Annotated in this window: 26 protein-coding genes; 19 read left to right on the top strand and 7 right to left on the bottom strand. The window is 74.1% G+C overall.

Translation table 11 applies throughout. The annotated features are described in order from the left end of the window. Positions 1-225: 225 nt before the first annotated feature. Entirely contained in the window at positions 226-1863 is a 1638-nt protein-coding gene (locus tag ACQP60_RS00765) for a flavin monoamine oxidase family protein (protein ID WP_429727911.1), read from the top strand. A gap of 64 nt (positions 1864-1927) precedes the next feature. On the opposite strand, the gene guaB is transcribed toward ACQP60_RS00765, so the two are convergent. Beyond that, positions 1928-3445, bottom strand: a complete 1518-nt coding sequence (guaB, locus tag ACQP60_RS00760) for an IMP dehydrogenase (protein ID WP_429727910.1) — start codon at positions 3443-3445, stop codon at positions 1928-1930. A gap of 85 nt (positions 3446-3530) precedes the next feature. Next, on the bottom strand, positions 3531-4652 hold the full coding sequence (locus ACQP60_RS00755) for a MerR family transcriptional regulator (protein WP_429727909.1): 1122 nt from the start codon (positions 4650-4652) through the stop codon (positions 3531-3533). A gap of 203 nt (positions 4653-4855) precedes the next feature. Here ACQP60_RS00755 and ACQP60_RS00750 point away from each other — a divergent pair, with 203 nt between their 5' ends. Next, on the top strand, positions 4856-5146 hold the full coding sequence (locus tag ACQP60_RS00750; protein ID WP_166845770.1) for a WhiB family transcriptional regulator: 291 nt from the start codon (positions 4856-4858) through the stop codon (positions 5144-5146). Between the two features lie 55 nt (positions 5147-5201). Here ACQP60_RS00750 and groES read toward each other — a convergent pair whose 3' ends face one another. After that, positions 5202-5498: a co-chaperone GroES gene (gene groES, locus ACQP60_RS00745; protein WP_079572552.1), complete on the bottom strand. Its 297-nt coding sequence runs from the start codon at positions 5496-5498 to the stop codon at positions 5202-5204. A 208-nt stretch (positions 5499-5706) separates the two neighbouring features. Here groES and ACQP60_RS00740 point away from each other — a divergent pair, with 208 nt between their 5' ends. The 3 genes from ACQP60_RS00740 to ACQP60_RS00730 all read left to right on the top strand — a co-directional run bounded on the left by ACQP60_RS00740 (position 5707) and on the right by ACQP60_RS00730 (position 9051). Then, the gene (locus ACQP60_RS00740) at positions 5707-6933 is read left to right on the top strand and encodes a class I SAM-dependent methyltransferase (protein ID WP_429727908.1); all 1227 of its coding nucleotides are present in this window, start codon (positions 5707-5709) and stop codon (positions 6931-6933) included. Positions 6934-7014: 81 nt separating this feature from the next. Then, entirely contained in the window at positions 7015-7827 is an 813-nt protein-coding gene (locus ACQP60_RS00735) for a hypothetical protein (RefSeq protein ID WP_429727907.1), read from the top strand. Positions 7828-7899: 72 nt separating this feature from the next. After that, positions 7900-9051: a glutamate--cysteine ligase gene (locus tag ACQP60_RS00730; protein WP_429727906.1), complete on the top strand. Its 1152-nt coding sequence runs from the start codon at positions 7900-7902 to the stop codon at positions 9049-9051. Positions 9052-9115: 64 nt separating this feature from the next. On the opposite strand, the gene ACQP60_RS00725 is transcribed toward ACQP60_RS00730, so the two are convergent. From ACQP60_RS00725 to tsaD, 3 genes are read right to left on the bottom strand one after another with little or no spacing between them, the layout of a single operon-like run. Continuing rightward, the gene (locus ACQP60_RS00725; protein ID WP_429727905.1) at positions 9116-9775 is read right to left on the bottom strand and encodes a maleylpyruvate isomerase N-terminal domain-containing protein; all 660 of its coding nucleotides are present in this window, start codon (positions 9773-9775) and stop codon (positions 9116-9118) included. 60 nt (positions 9776-9835) lie between these two features. Then, the gene (locus tag ACQP60_RS00720) at positions 9836-10801 is read right to left on the bottom strand and encodes a class I SAM-dependent methyltransferase (protein WP_429727904.1); all 966 of its coding nucleotides are present in this window, start codon (positions 10799-10801) and stop codon (positions 9836-9838) included. A gap of 57 nt (positions 10802-10858) precedes the next feature. Beyond that, the gene (gene tsaD, locus ACQP60_RS00715; protein ID WP_429727903.1) at positions 10859-11920 is read right to left on the bottom strand and encodes a tRNA (adenosine(37)-N6)-threonylcarbamoyltransferase complex transferase subunit TsaD; all 1062 of its coding nucleotides are present in this window, start codon (positions 11918-11920) and stop codon (positions 10859-10861) included. Between the two features lie 156 nt (positions 11921-12076). Between tsaD and urtA the strand changes: the two genes are divergently transcribed. Genes urtA through ACQP60_RS00655 form a run of 12 tightly spaced genes read left to right on the top strand, consistent with a single transcriptional unit; the run spans position 12077 to position 22803 of the window. Continuing rightward, a complete protein-coding gene (gene urtA, locus ACQP60_RS00710; RefSeq protein ID WP_429727902.1) occupies positions 12077-13360 on the top strand; it encodes an urea ABC transporter substrate-binding protein in 1284 nt (427 codons plus the stop codon). Positions 13361-13380: 20 nt separating this feature from the next. Then, complete coding sequence (gene urtB, locus ACQP60_RS00705; RefSeq protein ID WP_429727901.1) at positions 13381-14265, top strand: urea ABC transporter permease subunit UrtB; 885 nt, start codon at positions 13381-13383, stop codon at positions 14263-14265. Continuing rightward, positions 14262-15431 (top strand): urea ABC transporter permease subunit UrtC, encoded by a 1170-nt coding sequence (gene urtC, locus ACQP60_RS00700; protein WP_429727900.1) that lies wholly within the window; start codon positions 14262-14264, stop codon positions 15429-15431. The genes urtB and urtC overlap by 4 nt, the downstream gene beginning before the upstream one ends. Continuing rightward, positions 15428-16279 carry an urea ABC transporter ATP-binding protein UrtD gene (gene urtD, locus ACQP60_RS00695; protein ID WP_429727899.1) on the top strand — a complete coding sequence of 284 codons (852 nt, stop codon included), beginning with the start codon at positions 15428-15430 and terminating at the stop codon, positions 16277-16279. Before urtC ends, urtD begins: the two co-directional genes overlap by 4 nt. After that, positions 16276-16977 (top strand): ATP-binding cassette domain-containing protein, encoded by a 702-nt coding sequence (locus ACQP60_RS00690; RefSeq protein WP_429727898.1) that lies wholly within the window; start codon positions 16276-16278, stop codon positions 16975-16977. The genes urtD and ACQP60_RS00690 overlap by 4 nt, the downstream gene beginning before the upstream one ends. Positions 16978-17020: 43 nt before the next feature. Then, positions 17021-17323 carry an urease subunit gamma gene (locus ACQP60_RS00685; protein ID WP_429727897.1) on the top strand — a complete coding sequence of 101 codons (303 nt, stop codon included), beginning with the start codon at positions 17021-17023 and terminating at the stop codon, positions 17321-17323. A 25-nt stretch (positions 17324-17348) separates the two neighbouring features. Beyond that, positions 17349-17747, top strand: a complete 399-nt coding sequence (gene ureB / locus ACQP60_RS00680) for an urease subunit beta (RefSeq protein ID WP_429727896.1) — start codon at positions 17349-17351, stop codon at positions 17745-17747. Beyond that, positions 17747-19450: an urease subunit alpha gene (locus tag ACQP60_RS00675; protein ID WP_429727895.1), complete on the top strand. Its 1704-nt coding sequence runs from the start codon at positions 17747-17749 to the stop codon at positions 19448-19450. The genes ureB and ACQP60_RS00675 overlap by 1 nt, the downstream gene beginning before the upstream one ends. Before the next feature lie 7 nt (positions 19451-19457). Beyond that, positions 19458-20228, top strand: a complete 771-nt coding sequence (locus ACQP60_RS00670; protein WP_429727894.1) for an urease accessory protein UreF — start codon at positions 19458-19460, stop codon at positions 20226-20228. Beyond that, on the top strand, positions 20221-20991 hold the full coding sequence (gene ureG / locus ACQP60_RS00665; protein ID WP_429727893.1) for an urease accessory protein UreG: 771 nt from the start codon (positions 20221-20223) through the stop codon (positions 20989-20991). The genes ACQP60_RS00670 and ureG overlap by 8 nt, the downstream gene beginning before the upstream one ends. Continuing rightward, positions 20969-21793 carry an urease accessory protein UreD gene (locus ACQP60_RS00660; protein WP_429727892.1) on the top strand — a complete coding sequence of 275 codons (825 nt, stop codon included), beginning with the start codon at positions 20969-20971 and terminating at the stop codon, positions 21791-21793. The genes ureG and ACQP60_RS00660 overlap by 23 nt, the downstream gene beginning before the upstream one ends. Next, complete coding sequence (locus ACQP60_RS00655) at positions 21790-22803, top strand: HoxN/HupN/NixA family nickel/cobalt transporter (RefSeq protein ID WP_429727891.1); 1014 nt, start codon at positions 21790-21792, stop codon at positions 22801-22803. The genes ACQP60_RS00660 and ACQP60_RS00655 overlap by 4 nt, the downstream gene beginning before the upstream one ends. Here ACQP60_RS00655 and ACQP60_RS00650 read toward each other — a convergent pair. Beyond that, a complete protein-coding gene (locus ACQP60_RS00650) occupies positions 22744-23139 on the bottom strand; it encodes a MarR family transcriptional regulator (RefSeq protein ID WP_429727890.1) in 396 nt (131 codons plus the stop codon). The genes ACQP60_RS00655 and ACQP60_RS00650 overlap by 60 nt on opposite strands. 86 nt (positions 23140-23225) lie before the next feature. Between ACQP60_RS00650 and ACQP60_RS00645 the strand changes: the two genes are divergently transcribed. Both ACQP60_RS00645 and ACQP60_RS00640 read left to right on the top strand, forming a co-directional pair. Continuing rightward, positions 23226-24281, top strand: a complete 1056-nt coding sequence (locus tag ACQP60_RS00645; RefSeq protein ID WP_429727889.1) for a substrate-binding domain-containing protein — start codon at positions 23226-23228, stop codon at positions 24279-24281. A gap of 71 nt (positions 24282-24352) precedes the next feature. Next, positions 24353-24976 (top strand): malonic semialdehyde reductase, encoded by a 624-nt coding sequence (locus ACQP60_RS00640; RefSeq protein ID WP_429727888.1) that lies wholly within the window; start codon positions 24353-24355, stop codon positions 24974-24976. Positions 24977-25032: the final 56 nt, after the last annotated feature.

Genomic DNA, 25032 nt, shown 5'->3' with positions numbered 1-25032 from the left:
CGCCCGGTTTCTCCCGGATGACGGCGGCGGGTCCAACGCGAGTCGGTGACCTGCGGCGATGCCCGGGAAACGTCGTCGTTACCGTGGGCGACGCCCCGGAAACGGCCCGGACCTCGCCGCGTGACACCGGCCTCCTACGGTCGGGCGCGGTGCTGACGGCGGCGCCCGGCATCCAGGGCCGCCGCGTCCGTCCGTCAGACCTTTCGACACGAGAGGTAGTGCCACATGGTCACTGACACGATCACCGACGGGTCCACCGACGGAACCCGGTCCGGCGTCTCCCGCCGCGGCTTCCTCCAGGCCGTCGGGGTCGGCTCCAGCGCCGGCGTCATGTTCGCCACGATGGGGGCGATGGGGCTCGCCCCGACGGCCGCGGCCCAGCCCACCGCCGCCGCGTGGACGCCGCCCCGGTCCGGCGACTTCACCCTCACCGGCCGTTCGGCGAAGAAGGTCGTGGTGGTCGGCGCGGGCCCGGCCGGCCTCGCGTCCGCCTACGAGCTGCAGAAGGCCGGCTACCGCGTCACGGTGCTCGAGGCACGGCACCGGCCGGGCGGCCGCACGCTGACGATCCGGGGCGGCGACTCGGAGACGGACGTGGACGGCGTCACCCAGACGGCGCGGTTCGACGACGGCGTCTACATGAACGCGGGCGCCGGCCGCATTGCGCAGTGGATGGTCACCATGGACTACCTGCGCGAGCTGGGCGTGCCCTACGAGGTCTTCACCAACGCGAACGCCGACGCCTACCTCTACAACGAGAGGTCGGGCGCCACGCCCGGCAACCCCGTGCGCTACCGCACGGCCAAGGCCGACGTCTTCGGCTACACGTCCGAGCTGCTGAGCTACGCCACCGACCAGGGCGCCCTGGACCAGCGGCTCAGCGCCGAGGACAAGGAGAACCTGCGGTCCTTCCTGCGCAGCTGGGGCTCGCTCAAGGCCGACGGCACGTACGCCGGCGGCGACAACCGCGGGTTCGCGACCTACCCGTCCGCCTGGAACGAGCACGGCACGCCGCTGCCGGGCCCCGGCACGGTCTCGGAGGTGCTCGCCTCGAAGGTGGGCCAGTACTTCCCGTTCGAGATCAACTGGGAGCAGTCGATGCTCATGTTCCAGCCCAAGGGCGGCATGGACACGACGTACCGGTACTTCGTCAAGGCCATCGGCTCCGAGAACGTGCACTTCAACTCGCCGGTCACCGGGGTGGAGAACACGAGCCGGGGGGTGCGCGTCACCTACACGGCGCCGAACGGCAAGGCGCGGCAGCTCGAGGCCGACTTCGCGATCGTCGCCGCGCCGGCAGGCGTCATGCGCCGCTGGGACACGAACTGGGGCGCAGGGATCGACGCCGCGCTGGGCGAGTTCGCCACCGGCTCGCCGGCGGGCAAGATCGGCCTGCAGTACCGGTCGCGGTGGTGGGAGGACGACCACCGCATCTTCGGCGGCATCACCGAGACGGACATGGACCTCGCGCACATCTGGTACCCGTCCTACGGGTACGGGGAGCGCAAGGGACTCGTGGTGGGCTACTACAACACGGGCGCCAACGCCCGCGCCTACGCGGACCTGACGCCCCGGCAGCGCGAGCGCCGCGCTGTCGAGCAGGGCGTCAAGATCCACGGCGAGAAGTACCGCACCGAGCTCGAGTCGTCGTTCTCGATCGCCTGGCACAAGGTGCCGTACATCGAGGGCGCGTGGGCCTACCCGAACACGGAGTCCTCCGGGTTCAAGCAGCTCCAGCAGGGCGCCGGCCGCGTCTACTTCGCGGGCGACTGGATGTCCGAGGTCTCCGCCTGGCAGCACGGCGCGTTCTGGTCCGCCCGGTACGCGGTCCAGGCGCTGCACGCCCGGGTCATGGCGAGCTGACGGCGGGACGGCGGAGGCCCGGCACCCTCGCGGGTGCCGGGCCTCGTCGCGCCCGCCGGTCGGCTCAGAAGCCGGTGTAGTTCGGCGCCTCGACGGTCATCTGCACGTCGTGCGGGTGGCTCTCCTTGAGCGACGCGGACGTGATGCGCACGAACCGGCCCTTGGCCTGCAGCTCCGGGATGGTGCTGGCGCCGACGTAGAACATCGACTGGTGCAGCCCGCCGACGAGCTGGTGCGCGACCGTGTTCAGCGTGCCCTTGTACGGCACCTGGCCCTCGATACCCTCCGGCACGATCATGTCGTCGCTGGTGACCTCGGCCTGGAAGTACCGGTCCTTCGAGTAGGACTTCTTGCCGCGCGAGGACATCGCGCCCATGGAGCCCATGCCGCGGTAGGCCTTGTACTGCTTGCCGTTGACGAGGATCGTCTCGCCCGGCGCCTCCTCGGTGCCGGCCAGCATCGAGCCGAGCATGACCGCCTCCGCGCCGGCGACGATCGCCTTGCCGATCTCGCCCGAGTGCCGCATCCCGCCGTCGGCGATGACGGGGATCCCGGCCGCGCGCGCGGCCAGCGACGCCTCGTACACGGCCGTGATCTGCGGGACCCCGACGCCGGTGACGATTCGGGTGGTGCAGATCGAGCCCGGCCCGACGCCGACCTTGATGCCGTCGGCGCCGGCGTCGACGAAGGACTGCGCGCCCTCCTTCGTCGCGACGTTTCCGCCGATCACCTGCACGTGGCGGGTGGCAGGGTCCGTCTTAAGCTTGCGGACCATGTCGATGAGCATCCGGACGTTGCCGTGCGCGGTGTCCGCGACCAGGACGTCGACGCCGGCGTCGACCAGCGTCGTCGCGCGCTCCCAGGCGTCGCCGAAGTAGCCGATCGCCGCGCCGACGAGCAGACGGCCCTGGCCGTCCTTCGACGCGTTCGGGAACTGCTCGGACTTCACGAAGTCCTTGACGGTGATGAGGCCCGCGAGGCGCCCCTCGTCGTCGACCAGCGGAAGGCGCTCCAGCTTGTGCTTGCGCAGCAGCAGCGTGGCGTCCTCGCGCGAGATGCCGGCCTGCCCGGTGATGAGCGGGGCGGGCGTCATGACCTCGGAGACCTTGGTCGTGGCCCACTCGGCGACCGGGGTGAAGCGCAGGTCGCGGTTGGTGACGATGCCGGTGAGGCGGCCGCCCGCGTCGACCACGGGGAAGCCGGAGATGCGGTACTCGCCCGCCCGCTTGTCGAGCTCCTCGAGCGTGGCGTCCGGCCCGATCGTCACCGGGTTGGAGATGATGCCGGTCTGCGTCCGCTTCACCAGGTCCACCTGGTACGCCTGGTCCTCGATCGACAGGTTGCGGTGCAGCACGCCGATGCCGCCCTGACGGGCCATCGCGATCGCCATGCGCGACTCGGTGACGGTGTCCATCGCGGCCGAGACGAGCGGCACGCGCAGCGAGATCTCGCGGGTCAGGCGGGAGGTCGTGTCGATGTCCGACGGTGCGAGGTCGGAGTACCCCGGCAGCAGCAGGACGTCGTCGTAGGTGAGGCCGAGGAATCCGAACGGGTCGTGCGCGGGCGAGATCGAGTCCGTCATGACAGGAGTCTACGTTCTGGGCGGCCGCGTTATTCCGGCCCGTCCGCCCAGCGGGGCCCTGTCGTGGCGGACCTCACGTCACGACTCAGGTCACGACGGCGAGCGCCTCGTGCAGCATCGCGGTGAACGACCGCACCCGTTGCACGGTCGCCGCCAGCGGCAGCTCGCTCGCCGCGTCGTCGCGCCGCAGGCTGACGATGACCGGCAGGTCGGCGAAGCCGTCGTGCACCGCGTGGATGAGGTCCAGGTCGGGCCGGCGCTGCGCGGTCGCGAGGACGAGCGCCGCGGGCCGCACCATCGTCACGAGCTCGAGCGAGCGGTGCGTGCTGGCGGGCCCGGTCACGATGCGCGCCGTCGCCCCCTTCGCCGTCAGGGCGGCCGCGAGGGCGTGCGCCGACAGCGGCACCACCTCGTCGGGCGCGGCGAAGATCAGCACGATCTTGCGCATCCGGCTCGGGTGGTTGGCCGGCGGGGCCCCGCCGGCGACCATGGCCCGCTCGAACTCCTCGGTGAAGTCGCGCAGGGCGCGCAGCGCCGCGGTCGCGAGCACCACCTCGGGGACGGCGCCCGGGCCGGCGAGCACCGTCCGCTGGGCGACGCGCTGCCACGCGGGCTCCGCGATCTCGGTCCACCAGGCGGCGGGGTCGCCCTGCGCCGGGATCGCGAGCAGGTCGTCGCACGCCGCCTGGTCGTAGTCGAGCGCGGCGTCGACCACGGCCGACACCCGGCCGGAAGCGCTCCCACCGGGCAGGTGACCAGGAGCGGGCGAGGAGCCCTCCCCGCCCCCGGGCAGGGCGCGGAGGTGGGCGCGCCCGCGCGGCGCCTCGCCGTCGGAGACCGGGGCAGGCCGTGCCGGGTCGGGTTCCGCGTCGTCCCCGTCCTCCGGCTCGGCGCCGGCGCTCGCGGCCTCCTCGGTCGCCTCCTCGAGCTCCTCGACGCCCGCCTCCAGGGCGGCCTTCGCTGCGTCGACGGGCGCGACGCCCTCGAGCGTGAGGCGGCGCATGACGAGCAGGCGCGCCACGTCCTCGGGCGTGTAGCGACGGTGCGATCCCGCGGTGCGGGCGGACGGGCCGAGTCCGTAGCGGCGGTCCCACGTGCGCAGGGTCGCCGGAGCCACCCCCAGGCGCCTCGCGACCGCCGCGACGGCGAGGCCCGGGCTCGACGCGCGAGACCCGCCCCCGTGAGGAGCGGGTCGGGATGAGGTCATGGCGTCGATTCTGCCGAGAGGATCGGAGGGTCGCCACTGCTCCCCCGGGCGCGCCGCCGTAAACCTCGACACTGCAGGTCAAAGCCGTTCAGAGGCCACCCGAACCCGTTCAGGCAGCGACAGAAAGTTGAACACTGAATCATCGAATCCGGTCACGATTTCGGACCTTGAACAACTTCTGCACAACTTGTAGGTTGTTCGCCATGACGGAGATCTCGAGGCTTCCCGGTCCGGTGATGGAGCTGTGGGAGTGGCAGTACCAGGGCTCCTGCCGCGACGCCGACGACACGTTGTTCTTCCACCCCGAGGGTGAGCGCGGCTCCACGCGCCGACGTCGCGCCGAGGCGGCCAAGGCGATCTGCCGCTCGTGCCCCGTGATGATGCAGTGCCGGGAGCAGTCGCTCCGGGTCCGCGAGCCCTACGGCGTGTGGGGCGGGCTCAGCGAGGACGAGCGCTCCGCGATCCTCGCCGGCAGCGCCCGCAAGACCGGCTGACAGCACGAAGGCCCCGCACCGACGACGGTGCGAGGCCTTCTGCGTGGTGGCGTCGTCAGGCGACGACGACCGCGAGGATGTCACGGGCGGAGAGGACAAGGTAGTCCTCGCCGGCGTACTTGACCTCGGTGCCGCCGTACTTGCTGTAGATGACCTTGTCACCGACCTTGACGTCGACGGGGACACGGTTGCCCTTGTCGTCGAAGCGACCCTCGCCCACGGCCAGGACCTCGCCCTCCTGGGGCTTCTCCTTGGCGGTGTCCGGGATGACCAGGCCGGAAGCGGTCGTGGTCTCGGCCTCGATGGCCTTGACGACGATCCGGTCCTCGAGCGGCTTGATGGGGACCGACACGTCGGACCTCCTTGATTCGCGATGCGTGGATGGACTAGCTGGTTGACCAGGTCGCGTCCGAGGGCTGGCCGTCGTCGCGGGTGCCGGTACAGCCTTGCGGTCGCTGACGACAAATCTAGGCAGGCGTTAGCACTCTGACAAGTCGAGTGCCAGAAGTCGGCGGGTCGTTCGCCCACGGCGTCACCCGCGCGCCTGAGACGATGGCCCGATGGATGCCGCCTCCGTGAGCAAGCTGCTGAGCCCGGACGGGTGGGCGCTGCTGAGCTCGCTCCCCCCGTACGACGAGAAGCAGGCCATGGCCCTGGCCACCCGGCTGCGGGCCGACGGGGTGGACGCCGACCTCGCGGCGGCCGCGCTCACCCAGTCGCGGCTGCGCGCGAAGGCCCGCGCCAAGCTCGGCGACTTCGCGGACGGGATGCTCTTCACGCCCGACGGCGTGGAGCAGGCCACGCGGCTCGTGGTCGCGGCGCTGCACGCCCGCCGCTACCTCGCCGCCGGCGTCACCAAGGTCGCGGACCTCACGAGCGGGATCGGCGCGGACGCGCTCGCGTTCGCCGGCGTCGGGCTGCGCGTGCTCGCGACCGACGTCGACGAGATCACCGCCGCGCTCGCCACCGTCAACCTGCGCCACTTCCCCGAGGCCGAGGTGCGGCACGCGGACGGGCTCGCGCTCGACCTCGCCGCCGAGGGCGTGGACGGCGTGTACGCCGACCCGGCCCGGCGCACCCGCGGTGGGCGGCGGGTGTTCGACCCGGCGGCCTATGCTCCCCCGCTCGACGCCGTCTGGGACCTGCGGGCGCAGGTCCCGGCGCTGGGCATCAAGGTCGGCCCGGGCATCCCCCACCAGGGGCTGCCGGACGACGCCGAGACGCAGTGGGTGTCCGTGGACGGCGACGTCGTGGAGGCGGGGCTGTGGTTCGGGCCGCTCGCCCCCGACGGACCCGGCCGGTCCGCGCTCGTGCTCGCGACCACGGGCGGGACGACGGCGTCGCGCACCCTGCGCGCGGACCTCGGCACCGCAGAGCTGGTGCCCGACGTCGGCGCCGTCGGCGCCTACCTGTACGAGCCGGACGGCGCCGTCATCCGCGCGGGGCTCGTGGCCCACGCCGCCGCGGAGCTGGGCGGTCGCCTGCTGGACCGCACCATCGCCTACGTCACGACCGACCAGCCCGCGCCGCCGCCCCCGGCCGGCGCCGCGCCGCTGGCGACCGGCTACCGCGTGCTCGACGTCATGCCGTTCAACCTCAAGCGGCTCAAGGCCTACCTGCGCGAGCGCGGCGTGGGCCGCCTGACGATCAAGAAGCGCGGCACCGCCGTCACGCCCGAGCAGCTGCGCGCCCAGCTCTCGCCGAAGGGCGACGCCGAGGCGACCCTGGTGCTCACCCGCGTCGGCGGTGCGCAGCACGTGCTCGTCGTCGAGCCGCTGCGCGGCTGAAACGTTCCGGCGTCTTGCCGGGCGCCCGCGGGGCCCGTTGACTGCGGCGCGTCCCGCTCCCGACGAACGGCCGGTGCCTCGATGAAGAAGCCCCTGACGACCACCCTGTCCGCGCTCCTGCCGGCGTTCCTGCTGGTCGCCGCCCTGGGGGCGCCACCCGCCGCCGCGGCCGCGCCGGACCACCCGCACGGGCGGCACGCCGGGCAGGGCGCGTGCCCACGCCCCGGCGCGCACTTCTGCGAGGACTTCGAGGGCCGGCCGACCGGCCACCGCACGGCGCCGCGCTGGGACGTGGAGTCGAGCGCCGGCACGCTCCGCGTCGAGCGCGAGAGCCGCCGCAACCACGTGGCGCACGTGCGCACCGAGGGCAACGGCAAGGCCTTCCTCACGGTGCGCGACCTCGATGTCCCGGCGGGCGCGTTCTACGGGCGGCTCCGCGTCCTGGTGGACGAGTTCCCCACGTCCCCCGACTGGGCGCACTTCACGCTCGTCGAGGCGACCGGCACGGGCTCCGCCGAGGTGGTGCGCCCCTTCGGTGGCCAGTTCGCCCCGACCGTCGGGCCTGACGCGACGTTCTACGGCGTCGGCGCCGACGGCGGTCCCACCGGCGACTGGACGACCTGGCGTGAGTCGGCCCCGACGGTCGCGGGCCGGTGGCAGTGCGTCGAGTTCCTCTGGGACGGACAGGACGACGCGATCGACGTCTGGCTCGACGGCGTGGCCCAGCCGGACCTCTCCGTCTCGCGCACCGACCACGGCGGCAACCCGGTCGACCTCGTGCTGCCCGACGTGGACACCGTGCGGTTCGGCTGGCAGCTCTACCAGGAGAGCACGGAGACCTTCGACACGTACCTCGACGACATCGCCCTCTCCACCCGCCGCGTGGGTTGCTGAGGCGACGCTGCTGAGACGACGGGCCGCGGACCGGCGCGCGGCCCGCCGTCCCCCCGTGGAAGCATGGCCCGCATGGTGCTGGAATTCGCCGTCTCCGACCGGTCGAGCGTCGGCCTCGAGTGGGAGCTCGCGCTGGTCGACGCCGACTCCGGCACCCTGCGGCAGGTGGCGCCCGCCGTCATCGACGCCGTCGCCGACGACGTCCGGCACCGCTACGTGAAGCCCGAGTTCCTGCGGAACACGGTCGAGGTGATCAGCGATGTGCGCCGCACCGTGCCCGAGGCGATCGCCGACCTCGAGCGGGGGATCGCGGCCATCCACGACGCCACCGGCCCCATGCGGGTGGACCTCATGGGCGCCGGCACGCACCCGTTCGCGCACTGGTCGCAGCAGAAGGTCACGGACAAGAAGCGGTACGCGACCGTCGTCGACCGGGCGCAGGTGGTGGGGCGCCAGCAGATCGTCTACGGCGTGCACGCCCACGTCGGCATCGAGGACCGCGCCAAGGTGCTGCCCATCGTCAACTCCCTGCTGGTGTACCTGCCGTACCTCCAGGTGCTGTCCGCCTCGTCGCCGTTCTTCGGCGGCGACGACACGGGCTACGCGTCGATGCGGACCATGATCTTCCAGCAGCTGCCCACGGCCGGGCTGCCCTACCAGTTCGGGGCGTGGTCGGAGCTGGAGCGGTACGTCGCGGACATGCTGCACACCGGCGTCATCGACGACTTCACGGAGGTGCGCTGGGACGTGCGGCCCGCGCCGCACTTCGGCACCGTCGAGGTGCGGATCTGCGACGGCACGTCGAACACGCTGGAGCTGGCGGCGCTCGGTGCCCTGGTGCACTGCCTGGTGGAGCACCTGTCGACCCTGCTGGACGAGGGACGCCCGCTGCCCACGATGCCGGCGTGGTTCGTGCACGAGAACAAGTGGCGCGCGGCCCGCTACGGCACCGACGCGATCATCATCCTCGACGACGCGGGCGAGGAGGAGCTCGTCACCGACGCGCTCCCTCGCCTGCTGACCACCCTCGAGCCCGTCGCCGAGCGGCTCGGCTGCGCCGCGGAGCTCGACGGCGTGCGGGAGATCGTCCGCCGGGGCGCGTCGTACCAGCGGCAGCGGGAGGTGGCACGCGCGCACGGCGGAGGCCCCGCGGCGCTCGAGGCCGTCGTCGCGTCGCTCGTCGCCGAACTGCACGCCGGCCGGCCGCTGCCGGCGGCGGCCTGACGATCCGGCCGAGACCGGGAGCGGACCCGCCGCCCGTGCCGCACGTGCGCCCGTCGGGCCTGACTCACAGCACGCGCAGCGCCCCGATCGCGTCCCGCTCCCGGCGGCTGAGAGCGTGCAGGACGGCGAGCCGGCCATGCCGCTCGGCGGCGGCGGCGACGAGCAGGTCGATCGCGACCGCCGTCGCCGGTTCGGGCGCGCGCACGTCCGCCCCGACGCTGAGGGCGAGGTCGTCGGTGTGCACCGCGAGCTCGACGCACCGGGTGCGCAGGTACTCGTCGAGGAGCATCTCCTCCCCCGGCCGGTGCAGGATCGCCACGCGGCGGTCGGCAGGCTCCTGCGGGAGCCGGGCGCGGAGGCGGTCGAGCGCCGTCGCGGTGTCGCTCGCCACGGCGGCAGCGCCCGCCGCCGCGGACTCCTGGCTGCGCGCACGCACGCCACGGTTGAGCGCCGAGCCCGGGTCCGGGGCGTCCACGATGCGGGCGTAGTAGGTCACCGCGGTCGTGGGTTCGTTGCCGTGGTCGAGCGGCCCGTCGAGGAACCACTCCACCTGCAGCACGCTGCGCGCGAGGTGGCCGGCGAGCGCGCCGACCGTCATGCCTGCCAGGACCGACTCTCCGTCCCACGCGCTCGCCACCCGCGGGTCGTGGAGCAGGGCAGCTGCCCTGGCGGCAGCCTCGAGGTACGGGTCGCGGACGGCGTCCGGGCTGGTCAGGGGGTCCATCTCGCCGAGTCTGGCACGACACGGGCCAAGCACGAGCCCCTGTCCACGGACGCACTGCGGCTATTCCTTCTCGAAGTCCCACACGATGAGCGAGGGCGTGCCGGCGTACGCCGCGCCCGCCGCCGCCGGCACCCACGGCATCAGCTCCCAGATGGTCGGGGGCCTCGCCGGGTCCTCGAGCCCGAGGTCGGCGGTGGGGTCGAAGGCCCCTGTCCCGGGGTCCGGGGCCGCGGCGTACTCGCGGCCCGCAGCGGCTCCGCCGTCGGCGTCGTCCGCGCCGCCGACGTACTCGCGGCAGAACCGCGGCGCCAGGCCCGCGGGGAGGGCCGCCTGCAGGTACTCGCTCGTCGCGTGGAACCAGTTCGGGATGTAGCCGAACTCGCCGTCCGCGCCCTCGACGAGCGGATAGAGCGGCGACCCCGTGAAGTACCCGCGCGTGTCGGAGACGACGAGGTGGCCGCCCGGACGCAGGACGCGCGCCAGCTCGGCGAACACCGGCGCCAGGTCCCGCACGTGGCACAGCGCGAGGGTGACCAGCACGAGGTCGGCGGACGCGTCGTCCACCGGCAGCGCGTGCAGGTCGCCCTCGGCGAACCGTGCCCCCGGGACCTTGGCGCGGGCGAGCTCGAGCATGTCCGGCGACGAGTCCACGCCGAGCACGTCGTGCCCCTGCTCGACCAGCCACTCCGTGTGGCGCCCGGTGCCGCACGCCGCGTCGATCGCGACGCCGCGGGGCAGGCCCTCCATCAACGGCCGGACGAGCGGCTCCTCCATCCCCCAGAAGCCGTTGGGACCGTCGTAGCGCGGCGCCCAGTGCCGGTAGCCCTCGCGGGTGCTGATCGGCGGGACCTCGTGGCCCGGGCCGAAGCGGTCGGCGGCGTCGAGCAGCGCGCGCACGTCGGCCAGGCGCGCCTCGACGAACGAGCGGTCGTGCTCGCCGGCGAACGCGCGCAGCAGCGCCAGGCCCTCCAGCCCGACGAGGTACGCGAGCGGGTGCTGGTAGATGGCGGGGCGGTCGGCGTCCACGCTCGGGACGCTACCGACGCGCCCCGGCGGCCACGAGGCCTTTTCCGGCGGCGCCCGTCAGACGGTGATCGTGGTCATCGGCATCGACGAGTCGACCGGGAAGTCGAAGCTCGACGGCGCCGCCCCGGCGCGCACGACGGCGGAGCCCAGCGCGGCGATCATCGCGCCGTTGTCGGTGCAGTAGCGGATCGGCGGGATGCGCAGGTCGATGCCCGCCTCGGCACAGCGCTTCGCGGCCATGTCGCGCAGCTGGCTGTTGGCGGAGAAGCCGCCGCCCACGACGAGGGTGTCGACGTCGTGCCGCCGGCACGCGGCGATCGTCTTGGCCGTGAGCACGTCGGCGACGGCGGCGGCGAACGACGCGGCGACGTCGGCCGCCGGCACCTCACGCCCGGCGTCGACGCACGCCTCGATCCAGCGCGCGACCGCCGTCTTGAGACCGGAGAAGGAGAAGTCGTAGGCGTGCTTCGCCTGGTCCTTCGCCGCGGTGAGGCCGCGCGGGAAGCGGATGGCCTCCGGGTCGCCCTCGCGCGCGAGCCGGTCGACGTGCGGGCCGCCCGGGTAGGGCAGGCCGAGCAGGCGGCCGACCTTGTCGAACGCCTCCCCCGCCGCGTCGTCGAGCGTGGAGCCGAGCTCGGTGACGTCCGTCGCGACGTCGTCCACGAGCATGAGCGAGCTGTGCCCGCCCGACACCACGAGCGCCATCGTGCGCCCGGAGAACGGGCCGTCGACGAGCTGGTTCACCGCGGCGTGCCCGATGACGTGGTTGACGCCGTACAGCGGCTTGTTCAGGCCGATCGCGAGCGCCTTCGCGGCGGACGCGCCGATCGTCAGCGGGCCGACCAGGCCCGGGCCGGCGGTGACGGCGATCGCGTCCACCTCGGACAGGTCGACGTCGGCCTCGCCCAGCGCGCGGGTGATCGTCGGGACCATCTGCTCGAGGTGGGCGCGGCTCGCGACCTCCGGGATGATCCCGCCGTAGCGCGCGTGCTCGTCCATGGAGCTCGCGACGGCGTCGACGAGGAGCTCGTCGCCCCGGACGAGCGCGACGCCCGTCTCGTCGCAGGAGGTCTCGATGCCGAGGACGAGGGGGTCGCCGACCCCGTGCGCGGATGCCATGGCCCCATTTTGGCACCGGTGCCGGTGCGGTCGTCCCGACCCCCTCCCACCAGCCGTAACACGATGGTGACACCGAACTCACGGCGGGGACACGTGGACGTACTTGGGTTCATCTGAACCTAACCGGCCCCCGGGCCACGGCCACGAAGGAGCACCATGCGTCCTCGAAGCAGCACGGGCACCACGCGCACCCCCGCCACCCGACCTGTCGTCGCCTCGCTCGCCGTCCTCGCGGTCGCGGCCCTCTCGGCCTGCGGCGCCCGGGTGGACGCGGCGGGCGGCGGCGCCTCGGCGTCCGCGGCGGAGGGCTGCGTCGACACGTCGGGCGACACGGTCAAGGTCGGCTTCCTCAACTCGCTGTCGGGCACCATGGCGATCTCCGAGCAGACCGTGCACGACTCGCTCCAGCTGGCCGCCGCGGAGATCAACTCCGGCGGCGGGGTGCTCGGCAAGCAGCTCGAGATCGTCTCCGAGGACGGCCAGTCCGAGCCCACCGTCTTCGCGGAGAAGGCCACCAAGCTCATCACGAGCGACTGCGTCGCGGCCGTGTTCGGTGGCTGGACGTCGGCGTCGCGCAAGGCGATGCTGCCGGTCTTCGAGGCGAACGACTCGCTGCTGTTCTACCCGGTGCAGTACGAGGGGCTCGAGGCGTCCGAGAACATCTTCTACACGGGCGCCACGACCAACCAGCAGATCGTGCCGGCCCTCGACTACCTCAAGGAGCAGGGCACCAAGACGCTGTTCCTCGTCGGCTCCGACTACGTCTTCCCCCGCACGGCGAACAAGATCATCAACGCCTACGCGGAGGCGAACGGCATGGAGGTCGTCGGCGAGGAGTACGCGCCGCTCGGCCACACGGACTTCTCCACCATCGTCAACAAGGTGAAGGCCGCGGGGGCGGACGCCGTCTTCAACACCCTCAACGGCGACTCCAACGTCGCCTTCTTCAAGGAGTACAACAACGCCGGCCTGTCCGCCGACGACATGCCCGTCGTCTCCGTGTCCATCGCCGAGGAGGAGGTGGGCGGCATCGGCGTGGACAACGTCGAGGGCCAGCTCACCGCGTGGAACTACTACCAGACCGTCGACAGCCCGGAGAACGACGCGTTCGTCGAGGCGTTCCAGGCCGAGTACGGCGACGACCGCGTGACCTCCGACCCGATGGAGGCGGCCTACACGTCGCTGTACCTGTGGAAGGCGATGGTCGAGAAGGCGGAGTCGTTCGACGTCGCGGACGTGCAGGCGGCCGCCGACGGCGTCAGCTTCGACGCCCCCGAGGGCACCGTCGTCGTGGACGGCGACAACCACCACGTCGCGAAGACGGCGCTCATCGGGCGCATCGGCGAGGACGGGCTCATCCACACCGAGTGGAGCTCCGAGGAGCCCATCGAACCGGACCCGTTCCTCGAGGGCTACGACTGGGCCGACGGGCTCTCCTGACCGGGGCCCCTGGACACGACATGGACACCCTCCTCTCCCAGCTCTTCGCGGGCCTGAGCCTCGGCTCGGTGCTGCTGCTCGCGGCCCTGGGTCTCGCCCTGACGTTCGGTCAGATGGGCGTGATCAACATGGCCCACGGCGAGTTCATGATGGCGGGCGCCTACACGGCGTTCGTGATCCAGGGGCTGCTCGGCGACCCGGGCGCGAGCCTGCTCGTGTCGCTGCCGCTCGGCTTCCTGGTGGGCGGGGCGCTCGGGCTTCTGCTCGAGGCCACGCTCATCCACCGGATGTATCGGCGCCCGCTCGACACCCTGCTCGTCACGTGGGGCGTCGCGCTGCTGCTGCAGCAGGTGGCGCGCGACGTGTTCGGCGCCCCCAACGTGGACGTGGCCGCGCCGTCCTGGCTGTCGGGGGCGGTCACCGTCGGCGGCCTCGCGCTGCCGAAGACGCGGCTGTTCATCCTCGTGCTGGCGGTGGGGTGCGTCGTCGCGCTGGCGCTCGTGCTGCGGGCCACGCCGCTCGGGCGGCGGATCCGCGCCGTCGTGCAGCACCGTGACCTGGCGGAGGCGTCGGGCATCTCGTCGCGCGCCACCGACCGGCTGACCTTCTTCATCGGCTCGGGCCTCGCGGGCGTGGCCGGCGTCGCGCTGACCCTGCTCGGCTCGGTCGGCCCGACGCTCGGCACCGGCTACATCGTCGACGCGTTCCTCGTCGTCGTCGCCGGCGGCATCGGGCAGATCAAGGGCACCGTGATCGCGGCGACGGCGCTGGGCCTGCTCCAGGCGTTCTTCGAGTACTCCACGACGGCGTCCGTCGCGAAGGTGCTCGTCTTCGTCGTCATCGTCGCGTTCCTGCAGGTACGACCCCAGGGCCTGGTCTCGGTCCGGACGAGGAGCCTGGCATGACCGGCAGCACGAACACCCTCACGGCACGGCTCGCTGTGCTCCTGCGCCCGGGGCGGGCGCGCGCCCTGGCCGGGTTCGGCCTCGCCGCCGTCCTGCTCCTCGCCGTCGCGCCCGTGCTGCTCAGCCCGTTCCGGCTGGGCCTGCTCGGCAAGTTCCTCTGCCTGGCCATGGTGGCCGTCGGCATCGGCCTCGCCTGGGGCCGCGGCGGGCTGCTCACCCTCGGCCAGGGCGTGTACTTCGGCCTGGGCGCGTACGTCATGGCCATGCACCTCAAGCTCGCCGACGCCGGCCCGGGCGGCGTGCCCGACTTCATGCTCCTGTACGGCACCGGCGAGGTGCCCGGCTGGTGGGAGCCCCTGCGCTCGCCCGCCGTCGCGCTCGCCCTCGTGGTGCTCCTGCCGGCCGCGCTCGCCGCCGCCCTCGGCTGGGCCGTCTTCACGCGGCGGGTGCGGGGCGCGTACTTCGCGATCCTGTCGCAGGCGCTCGCCGCCGCGTTCGCCATCCTGCTCGTCGGCCAGCAGCAGACGACGGGCGGCACCAACGGGCTCAACGGGTTCCGGTCGTTCTTCGGCTACGACCTCGCCGACCCGGTCAACCAGCGGATGCTCTACCTGATCGCCGCCGGGGTGCTCCTCGTCATGGTCGTCGTCGCCCGCCAGCTCATGGTGTCGCGGTTCGGCGAGGTCCTCGTCGCGGTCCGCGACCAGGAGGACCGCGTCCGGTTCCTCGGTTACGACCCAGCGGCCGTGAAGACGGTCGTCTACGTGGTCGCGGCCGTGATGGCCGCCGTCGGCGGGGCGCTGTTCGTGCCGATCGTCGGCATCGTCTCCCCCGCCGACGTCGGCGTCGTGCCGTCCATCGGCTTCCTCGTCGGCGTCGCCATCGGCGGCCGGGCGACCCTGCTCGGCCCCGTCCTCGGGTCCGTCGCCGTGAGCTGGGCGCAGACCTCGCTGTCCGAGCAGTTCCCCTCCGGCTGGATCTACCTCCAGGGCACGCTGTTCGTCCTGGTGGTGGCCTTCCTGCCCGGCGGCCTGGCGTCGGTCGTGCCCGCCCTGCGCCGCCGGCGCCGCACCGCCCGCGACGGGCAACCGGGCGCCCCGGCCGAGCCCGACGAGCCGGGTACCGCCCCGGCCTCCGACCTCCTCCCCGAAGGGAGCCGCGCATGACCGGGCAGACGGAGCAGACCGGGCCGACCGAGCAGATCGACCTCGCCGCCGCCGACGCGCTGCTCGGCGGCGACACCGACCGGTTCCGGCACGACTACCTCGAGGTGCGCGGCCTGCGCGTGCAGTTCGGCGGCTTCGTCGCCGTCCGCGACGTCGACCTCACCGTCACGCAGGGCGACCTGCGGTTCCTCATCGGCCCCAACGGCGCGGGCAAGACGACGCTCATCGACGCCGTCACCGGTCTCGTGCGGGCCGCGGCGGGGTCGGCGCGCTTCGGCGGGACGGAGCTGCTGGGGCGCGCCACGCACCGCGTCGCCCGCGCGGGCGTGGGCCGCACGTTCCAGACGGCGAGCGTGTTCGAGCAGCTCACGGTGGTGCAGAACCTCGACATCGCCGCGGGAGCGCGCCGCCGGGCGACGACGATGCTGCGCCGCCGCCGGGGCATCCCGGAGGCGGTCGAGCAGGCGATGGAGACGGTCGGCCTCGCGGCGCTGCGCGACGTGCCGGCGGGCGTCCTCGCGCACGGCCAGAAGCAGTGGCTCGAGATCGGGATGCTGCTGGTGCAGGACGCGCACCTGCTGCTGCTCGACGAGCCCGTCGCGGGCATGACCCAGGCGGAGCGCGAGGAGACCGGAGAGCTGCTGCGCCGGGTCGGCTCGCAGCGGGTCGTCGTGGTCGTGGAGCACGACATGGAGTTCCTGCGCTCCTACGCCGACTCGGTGACGGTCATGCACCAGGGCGCCGTCCTCGCCGAGGGGACCGTCGCCGAGGTGCAGCAGGACCCGGCGGTCGTCGAGGTGTACCTCGGGACCACGACCGTCGACACGGGAACGGAGGCAGGCGCATGATGCTCGAGCTGGCAGGCGTGAGCACGGGGTACGGCCGCACGGCCGTGGTGCACGACGTCGACCTCGCCGTCGCGGACGGCACGCTGACCGCCGTCCTCGGCCACAACGGGGCGGGCAAGACGACGCTCCTCAAGGCGGTGCTCGGCCTGCTCCCCGTGCGCGCGGGGACCGTGCGGCTGGCCGGCGAGGACGTCACGCGCTGGCCCACCCACCGGCGGGTGCGCGCGGGGATCGCGTACGTGCCGCAGGGCCAGCAGTCGTTCGGCCAGCTCACCGCGCGGGAGAACCTGCAGGTGGTGGCCGACGCCCACGGGGCCGCCGGGCGCCGCCGCACCGACGACGCGCTCGACCTGTTCCCGGCGCTGCGCGAGCTGCTCGGCCGCCAGGCAGGGCTGCTGTCGGGCGGGCAGCGCCAGCAGCTCGCCATCGCCCGCGCGCTGGTCACCGGCCCGCGGCTGCTGGTGCTCGACGAGCCCGCCGAGGGCATCCAGCCGAACGTCGTGAGCGAGATCTACGCGGCGATCACGACGCTGACGGCGGCGGGCGGGCTCTCCGCGCTGCTGGTCGAGCAGCACCTCGGCTACGCCGTCGAGCACGCGGCCGAGTACGCCGTGCTCGCGTCGGGGCGCGTGACCCACCGGGGCACGGGCGGCGGCGCGGGCGCCCTCGCCGGCGCCCGCGAGGCGATGGCGCTGTGAGCCGACCCGCCGTGCGAGCCGCCGTCCGAGCCGAGGAGGCACCGTGCACCTGACCCCCGCCGACACCGAGAAGCTGCTGCTCGCCGTCGCGGGCATGGTCGCGCGCGACCGCCTCGCCCGCGGCGTGCGCCTCAACCACCCCGAGTCGGTCGCCCTGCTGTCGTGCTGGGTGATCGAGCGGGCCCGCGACGGCGCCGACGTCCCGACCCTCATGCAGGACGGCCGCGAGGTGCTGGGCCGCGAGCAGGTGATGGACGGCGTGCCCGAGATGCTCGTCGACGTGCAGGTCGAGGCCACCTTCCCGGACGGCCGCAAGCTCGTCACCCTGCACCACCCGATCCCCTGACGTCCCGACCCGACAGGAGGACCCCGTGTCCGCCACCTCGTCCGCCGGCCCCGGCGCGACCCGCGTCGCCCCCGGCCGCCTCGAGCTCAACGTGCGCCCCGACCACGAGCGGCTGCGCCTCGTCGTGGAGAACACCGGCGACCGGCCGGTGCAGGTGGGCTCGCACGTCCACCTGCCCGACGCCAACGAGGCGCTGCGCTTCGACCGTGCCGCCGCGCACGGGTTCCGGCTCGACGTGCCGTCCGGCACGTCGCAGCGGTTCGAGCCCGGCGTGAGCCGCGAGGTCGACGCCGTGACGATCCGCGGCGCGCGCCGCGTGCCGGGCATCCAGCGGGGCAAGCCCGACGGCGGCGCGCTCGGCGCCGTCGTCGCACCGGGGGCCACCGGGCCGCACACCGAGCCGCACGACGACCAGGAGGACTGATGGTCTGGATCGACCGCGAGCGCTACGCGGCCCTGTACGGACCGACCGTCGGCGACCAGCTGCGCCTCGGCGACACCGACCTGTGGATCGAGGTCACGGAGGACCGCACGGTCGGGGGCGAGGAGGCTGTGTTCGGCGGCGGCAAGTCCATCCGGGAGTCGATGGCGCAGTCGACGCGGAGCCGCGCCGCCGGGGCCCTGGACACCGTGATCACGGGCGTCGTCGTCCTGGACTGGTGGGGCGTGGTCCGGGCGGACGTCGGCCTGCGCGACGGCCGGGTCGTCGCGCTCGGCCGCGCCGGCAACCCGGACGTGGCCGACGGCGTGCACCCCGACCTCGTCATCGGGCCGTCCACCGACGTGATCTCGGGCGAGGGCCGCATCCTCACCGCCGGGGGCTTCGACCCGCACGTGCACCTGCTGTCCCCGTCGGCGCTGCACGAGGCGCTGGCCACCGGCATCACGACGGTCGCCGGGGGCGGCACGGGCCCGTCCGAGGGGTCGAAGGCCACCACGGTGACGCCCGGGGCCTGGCACCTGCGGTCCGTGCTGCGCGCGCTGGACCACCTGCCGCTCAACGTGCTGCTGCTGGGCAAGGGCAACACCGTGAGCGCGGACGCCCTGGCCGAGCAGGCCCTGGCCGGCGCCGCCGGGTACAAGGTGCACGAGGACTGGGGCTCCACCCCCGCGGCCCTCGACGCCGCGCTGCGGGCCGCCGACGAGTGGGGCCTGCAGGTGGCGCTGCACTCCGACTCGCTCAACGAGGCCGGGTTCGTGCAGTCCACGATCGACGCGATCGACGGCCGCGGCATCCACGCGTACCACGTCGAGGGCGCGGGCGGCGGCCACGCCCCCGACATCCTCACCATCGCGAGCCTGCCGCACGTGCTGCCGGGGTCGACCAACCCGACCCTGCCGCACACCGTGAACACCGTGGCAGAGCACCTCGACATGCTGATGGTCTGCCACCACCTCAACCCGGCCGTCCCCGAGGACCTGGCGTTCGCCGAGTCGCGCATCCGGGCGTCGACCATCGCCGCCGAGGACGTGCTGCACGACCTGGGCGCCATCTCCATCACGTCCTCCGACGCCCAGGCGATGGGCCGCATCGGCGAGGTGATCACCCGCACCTGGCAGGTGGCCCACGTGATGAAGCACCGGCGCGGGCCGCTGTCGGGCGCGGAGCCGGCAGACAACGAGCGCGCCCGCCGGTACGTCGCGAAGTACACGATCAACCCGGCCGTCGCGCACGGCGTCGACGTCCACATCGGCTCCGTGGAGCCGGGCAAGCTGGCCGACCTCGTGCTGTGGGACCGGCGGTTCTTCGGGGTCCGGCCCGAGCTCGTGATCAAGGGCGGCGTCATCGCGTGGGCGGCGCTCGGCGACCCGAACGCGTCCATCCCCACCCCGCAGCCGGTACTCATGCGGCCGGCGTTCGGCGACGCCGTCGGCGCGGACACCTCGCTCGCGTTCGTCGCGCCGGCCGCGATCGAGGACGGCCTGGCCGGGCGGCTCGGCCTGCGCCGCGAGCTCGCCCCCGTCGCCCCGACGCGCGGCGTCACCAAGGCGGACATGCGCAACAACGACGCGCTGCCGGACATCGACATCCGCCCGGACACCTTCGAGATCCGCGTCGACGGCGACCTGGTGGAGCCCGCCCCCGCGGTGCGCCTGCCGCTCGCCCAGCTCTACGCGATGTTCTAGGCCGCCCGTGACGTCCCTGTCCCCGCACCCCGCCACGGTCGCGCTGCTGCTCGCGGACGCCCGCCTGCCCGGCGGCGGGCACGCCCACTCCGCGAGCCTCGAGCCCGCGCTGCGCGGCGGCCTGCCTCCCGGCGACGTCCCGGCGTGGATGGTCGGGCGCGCGACGACGGTGAGCCTCGTGGAGGCGGGCACCGCGGTGGTCGCCGCGCGGCTGCTCGCCGACGCCGGGCCCGTCACGCACGACGACCAGGCGGGCGACGCGCGTGTCCACACCCGTGTCGACGCGCTGGTGCGCGCCTGGGCCGCGCGCACGCCGTCCCCCGCGCTGCGGGACGCGTCGCGCCTGCTGGGCCGCGGGTACCTGCGGGTCGCGCGCACCCTGTGGCCCCACAGCGCGGCCGTGCGCGTCGTCGCCCGGCACGACGCGGCGACCCGTCGCCGGGAGGGCAAGGGGCACCCGCACGGCACGGGCGGGCTCCCGCGCGCCGTCGTGCTGGGGGCGATCTGCGCGGCGGCCGGTGTCGCGCCGGCGGACGTCGTCCGCCTCACCGTGTACGACGACGCCCAGACGGCGGCGTCGGCCCTGCTCAAGCTCGAGCCGCTGGACCCCCTCGCCCCGGCGCGGTGGGTCCTCGACGCGTGCGCCGCGGCGGAGGAGCACGTGCTCCGCGTCGCGGCGTGCACCACCCCGGAGGACGTCCCTGCCTCCGGCGCCCCGCTGACCGAGGGCTGGGCCGAGGCCCATGCCGTCACGACCCAGAGGTTGTTCCGTGCCTGAGACCACCACGTTCCCCCACGCCCCCGCCCGAGCCCTGCGGCTCGGCGTCGCCGGCCCCGTCGGCGTCGGCAAGTCCTCCCTCATCGCGACCGTGTGCCGGGCGCTGGCCGACGAGCTGGCGATCGGCGTCATCACCAACGACATCTACACCGACGAGGACGCGAGGTTCCTGCGCTCCGCCGGCGTGCTGGACCCCGAGCGCATCCGCGCCGTCGAGACCGGCGCGTGCCCGCACACCGCCATCCGCGACGACGTCACCGCCAACCTGCTCGCCGCCGAGGACCTGGAGCGCGACTTCGCGCCGCTCGACCTCGTCGTCATCGAGTCCGGCGGCGACAACCTCACCGCCACGTTCTCCCCCGCCCTCGTCGACGCGCAGATCTTCGTGCTCGACGTCGCGGGCGGGGGCGACGTCGCGCGCAAGGGCGGGCCGGGCATCGGGCGCGCCGACCTGCTCGTGGTCAACAAGACGGACCTCGCCCCGTACGTGGGCGTCGACGTCGCACGGATGGTCGCCGACGCGTCGGCCGCCCGCGACGGCCGGGACGTCGTGGCCCTGTCGCGCACGGACCCGGCCTCCGTCGCGGCGCTACGGGCGTGGCTCCTCGGCGTGCTGGAGCGGTTCCGCGCCGGGGCGCACGTGGCGCAGGACCCCGGCCCCATGGCGCCGCACTTCCACGCGGACGAGGAGGGCCAGGGCTACCTGCACAGCCACGACGACCCGTCGCACGGGCACGAGCATGAGCACGCCCACGCGCACTGAGGTGCGCCGCACGCTGGTCGAGGTCCTCCCGGCCACCGTGCCGGGCGCGCCCGTGCGGGTCCGGACCCGAGACGGCCTGCTCGCGGCGCGGACCGTCGCGCGCGGCGCGGTGCACGCCGAGGTCGCGCTGGTCGCGACCGGCGCGGTGCTGCTCGGCGGCGACCACGTGGCCGTGCAGGTGCGCGTCGCCGACGGGTGCGCCCTCACCCTCACCGACGTCGGCGGCACGGTCGCGTACGACGGCGAGGGCCGGCCGTGCCGCTGGGACGTGGACGTGCGCCTCGGCGCCGGCGCGCGGCTCGACTGGGAGGGTCTGCCGTTCGTGGTGGCCACGGGCGCGGACGTGACCCGGTCGACGGACGTGCGGCTCGGCCCGGGCGCGCGGCTGCGGCTGCGCGAGACCATCGTGCTGGGGCGCGACGGCGAGCATGGCGGCCGCGTGGTGCTGCGGTCCGGCGTGCACGACGACGGCGGGCCGCTGCTGGTCGAGGAGGTCGTGGCGGCCGGCGAACGCCCCGTGCCGGGCGTCCTGGCCGGGACGCGCGTGATCGACACGGTCGTCGACCTGCGAGCCACCGCCGACGACGAGCCGCTGGACGGATCCGGGGGCGATCGTGTGGCCGACCACCGCGTGCCGACGGCGGACAGCGCGGTGACGCTGCGCCTGGAGCGCGGCGGCACGCTGACCCGCTGGCTCGGGCCCGCCGCTCATCTCAGCCCGTTGCACCGGTCTCACCCCGTACCGGACCGTCCGGATCCGGTGCCGTCCGTACCGCCCCTCGCCCGTCTGGAGCACGCATGACCCGCACCGCCCTCGTCGTCGCCGCCCTGCACGTCGTGGGGATCCTCGGTCTCGCCGCGACCCTCGCCGTCGACGGCGGTGCCGGCGCGATCACGCTGGTCATGGCCCTCACCGCGTACGGGTTCGGCCTGCGGCACGCCTTCGACGCCGACCACATCGCGACGATCGACAACACCACGCGCCGCCTCGTGCGCGAGGGGCGCGACGCCCGCGGCGTGGGCCTGTGGTTCTCGCTCGGGCACTCGACGGTGGTCGTGGGCGCCGCGCTGCTCCTCACCGTCGGCGCGCAGGCCCTGGCGCCGGTGCTCGAGGACGAGTCGTCGCCCTGGCGCCGGTTCACCGGCGTGTGGGGGCCGGTCGTGTCGGGCACGTTCCTGCTGACGATCGCCGTCGTCAACGTGCTGCTGCTGCGTCGCGCCCTGCGGGCCGGCCGCAGCGCGGGCGGCGACGCGGACGGCGGCGACGGCCACCGTCACGACCTCGGCCCCGTCGACAGCCCCGTCGGCGGCCCGGTCTCGTGGGCCCTGCGCCGCTTCGCCTGGGCCACCGACCGCCCGGGCCGCATGTACGGCGTCGGCCTCGTGTTCGGGCTGGGGTTCGACACCGCGACGGAGATCGGCCTGCTCGCGATGACGGCGTCGGCGGCCCTGGGGCAGGTGCCCTGGTACGCGCCGCTGCCGCTGGCGGTGCTGTTCGCCGCCGGGATGTCTCTCCTCGACTCCCTGCAGGGCTCGGCCGCCCGGCGCGCGTACGCCCAGGCCGGGACCGGAGACGCGACCCGCGGGCGCCTGCGCTACGACGTGCTGGTCACGGGGGTGTCCGCGGCGGCCGCGGTGGGGATCGGAGGGGTCACTCTCCTCCAGGTCGCGGCAGAGCACGTGCCGGCGCTGTCCGGGCTGCCCGGCGCCGCCGTCGGCCTCGAGCCCTACGGCCTCGTCCTCGCCGGGGTGCTACTGGTCGCGTGGCTGGTCGCCCTGCTCCGCCTCCGCCAGCCGCGCGTCGAGGTCTGACAGCACGTCCCGCCCTCGGGACGACAGGTGGACCCGGATCACGCGCCGGTCGAAGGTGTCGACCTCGCGGAACGCCAGCGCGCGCGTCACCAGGGCGTCCACGCGACGGCCGAGCGTCGCCTTGTCGGTGACCGTCGCGGCGCGAAGCTCCGACATCGTGGCCCCCGGCCGGCGCGCGAGCGCGTCCAGCACGAGCCACTCGTCGACGGTGCAGCCCGCGTGCGCCAGGACGTCGGCGGCGCGGCGTGCTGCCCGACGGCCGGCGAGGACGGTGTCGCGCAGCGCGCCCGCGGGCACGACAGTCGTGGTGCGCCCTGCACGTGGTGCCGTCCGCATGCTGACCCGCCTTCCCTCGCGCTCGTACACTACCGGCCATCACAGGCCGGGGCCCGGGGCAGGGCCCCTCGCGCGGACGGGACGTCATGTCGGACTTCGTCGTCGGCGTCCTGCTGCACTTCCAGGGGCCGGGCGGGATCTACGGCCCCTCGTGCCAGGCCGTCACGGAGCTCGCCGTCGCCGAGCTCAACGCCACCGGCGGCATCCTCGGGCGCCCGGTGCGCGCCGAGCTGCTGGACGCCGGTCAGCCGGCCGCCCAGCTGCGCCGTCGGCTGGGGGCGGCGCTCGACGCCCGGCGCATCCACGCGCTCACCGGGTGGCACACGTCGGCGGTGCGGCACGCCGTCGTCCCGGTGGTGCAGCGGCGCGTCCCGTACGTGTACCCGGCGGCGTACGAGGGCAGGGAGACCCGCCCGGGCCTCTACGTCACCGGCGAGGTGCCGTCGGCGCAGCTCTTCCCCGCGATCACCCGGCTGCGGGCGGAGGTCGGTGCGCGGCGGTGGTTCGTCGTCGGGGACGACTACGCCTGGCCCCGCGGCACCTACGCGGCGCTGGCCCCGCAGCTCGCCGGGCTCGGCGCCGGGTTCGCGGGCGCGCGCTTCCTGCCGGAGCAGGGCGCGAGCGACGCGCAGCTCGCGGCCACCCTCGCGGAGGTGGAGCGCTCCGGCGCCGAGGGTGTGCTGCTGCTGATGGTGGGGCAGAACGGGGTGCGGTTCAACCGCCTGTTCGCCCGGCGAGGCCTGCACGAACGGGTCGTGCGCCTCAGCACGCTCATGGAGGAGAACATGCTCATGGGCAGCGGCACCGGGGCGACGGCGAACCTCTACTCGGCCGGCGGCTGGTTCCGCAGCCTCGCGACCGGCGAGGCCCTCGACCTGGTGGGTCGGTACACGGCGCACCACGGGCTGCACGCGCCCGCCGTCGGCGCGGCCGCGGAGGCCTGCTACGAGGGGATCCTCGCGCTGCGGTCGATCGTCGAGCGGGCGGGCAGCGCCGCCGTCGCAGCGACGGACCGCTCCGTGGACGGCCTCGCCTACGAGGGGCCGCGGGGCCTGGTCCGGTTCCACGGCAACCACGCGGAGCAGAGGCTGTACCTCGCGCGGGCCGACGGGTTCGACTTCGAGCCCCTCACGACGCTGTGAGCCGTGCCGTTGTGGTTCACGTCACGGCCGAGCGCGGAATCATGCGTCTGCATCGATCTGTTACGGCAACCATGACCGAGACCCTCACGCACCCGTCCACGTCCCTCGCCGTCGGCGACGACGTGGCGGACCTCCTGTTCCGCTCCGCCCGCACCACCTCCCTGTGGACCGACGAGCCCGTCACCGACGAGCAGCTCACGTCCGCCTGGGACCTGGCGAAGTTCGGGCCGACCGCGATGAACACGCTGCCCCTGCGCGTGCTCGTGCTGCGCTCGGGCGAGGCCCGCGAGCGCCTCGTGACCCACATGGGCGGCAACAACAAGGAGCGCGTCGCGAACGCGCCCGTCTCCCTCGTCCTGGCCGCCGACCCGGCGTTCCACCAGCACCTCGACACCCTGTTCCCCGCCTACCCGGGCATGAAGGACCAGCTGGAGCCCGCCGCGGACGTCCGCGAGCAGATGGCCCGCAACAACGCCCTCATCCAGGCCGGGTACCTCATCGTCGGCCTGCGCGCCGCCGGCCTCGCCGCCGGCCCGATGAACGGCATGGACTTCGACGGTGTCGACGCCGAGTTCTTCGCCGAGTCCGGCTGGAAGTCGTTCCTCGTCATCAACGTCGGCCACGCCGAGGGCGAGGGCTCGCCGTACCCGCGCGCCCCGCGCCTGTCCTTCGACGAGGTCGCGCAGGTCCTCTGACCCGACCGCCGCACGTCGTGAGCGGGCGGTGGGCCCCTCTTCCGGTCGGGAGAGGG

This window comes from Isoptericola variabilis, from assembly GCF_050311655.1.
GTDB lineage: Bacteria > Actinomycetota > Actinomycetes > Actinomycetales > Cellulomonadaceae > Isoptericola > Isoptericola variabilis.
The sequence above is the reverse complement of the archived record's forward strand: the minus strand, read 5'-3'. Positions and strand labels throughout refer to the sequence as shown.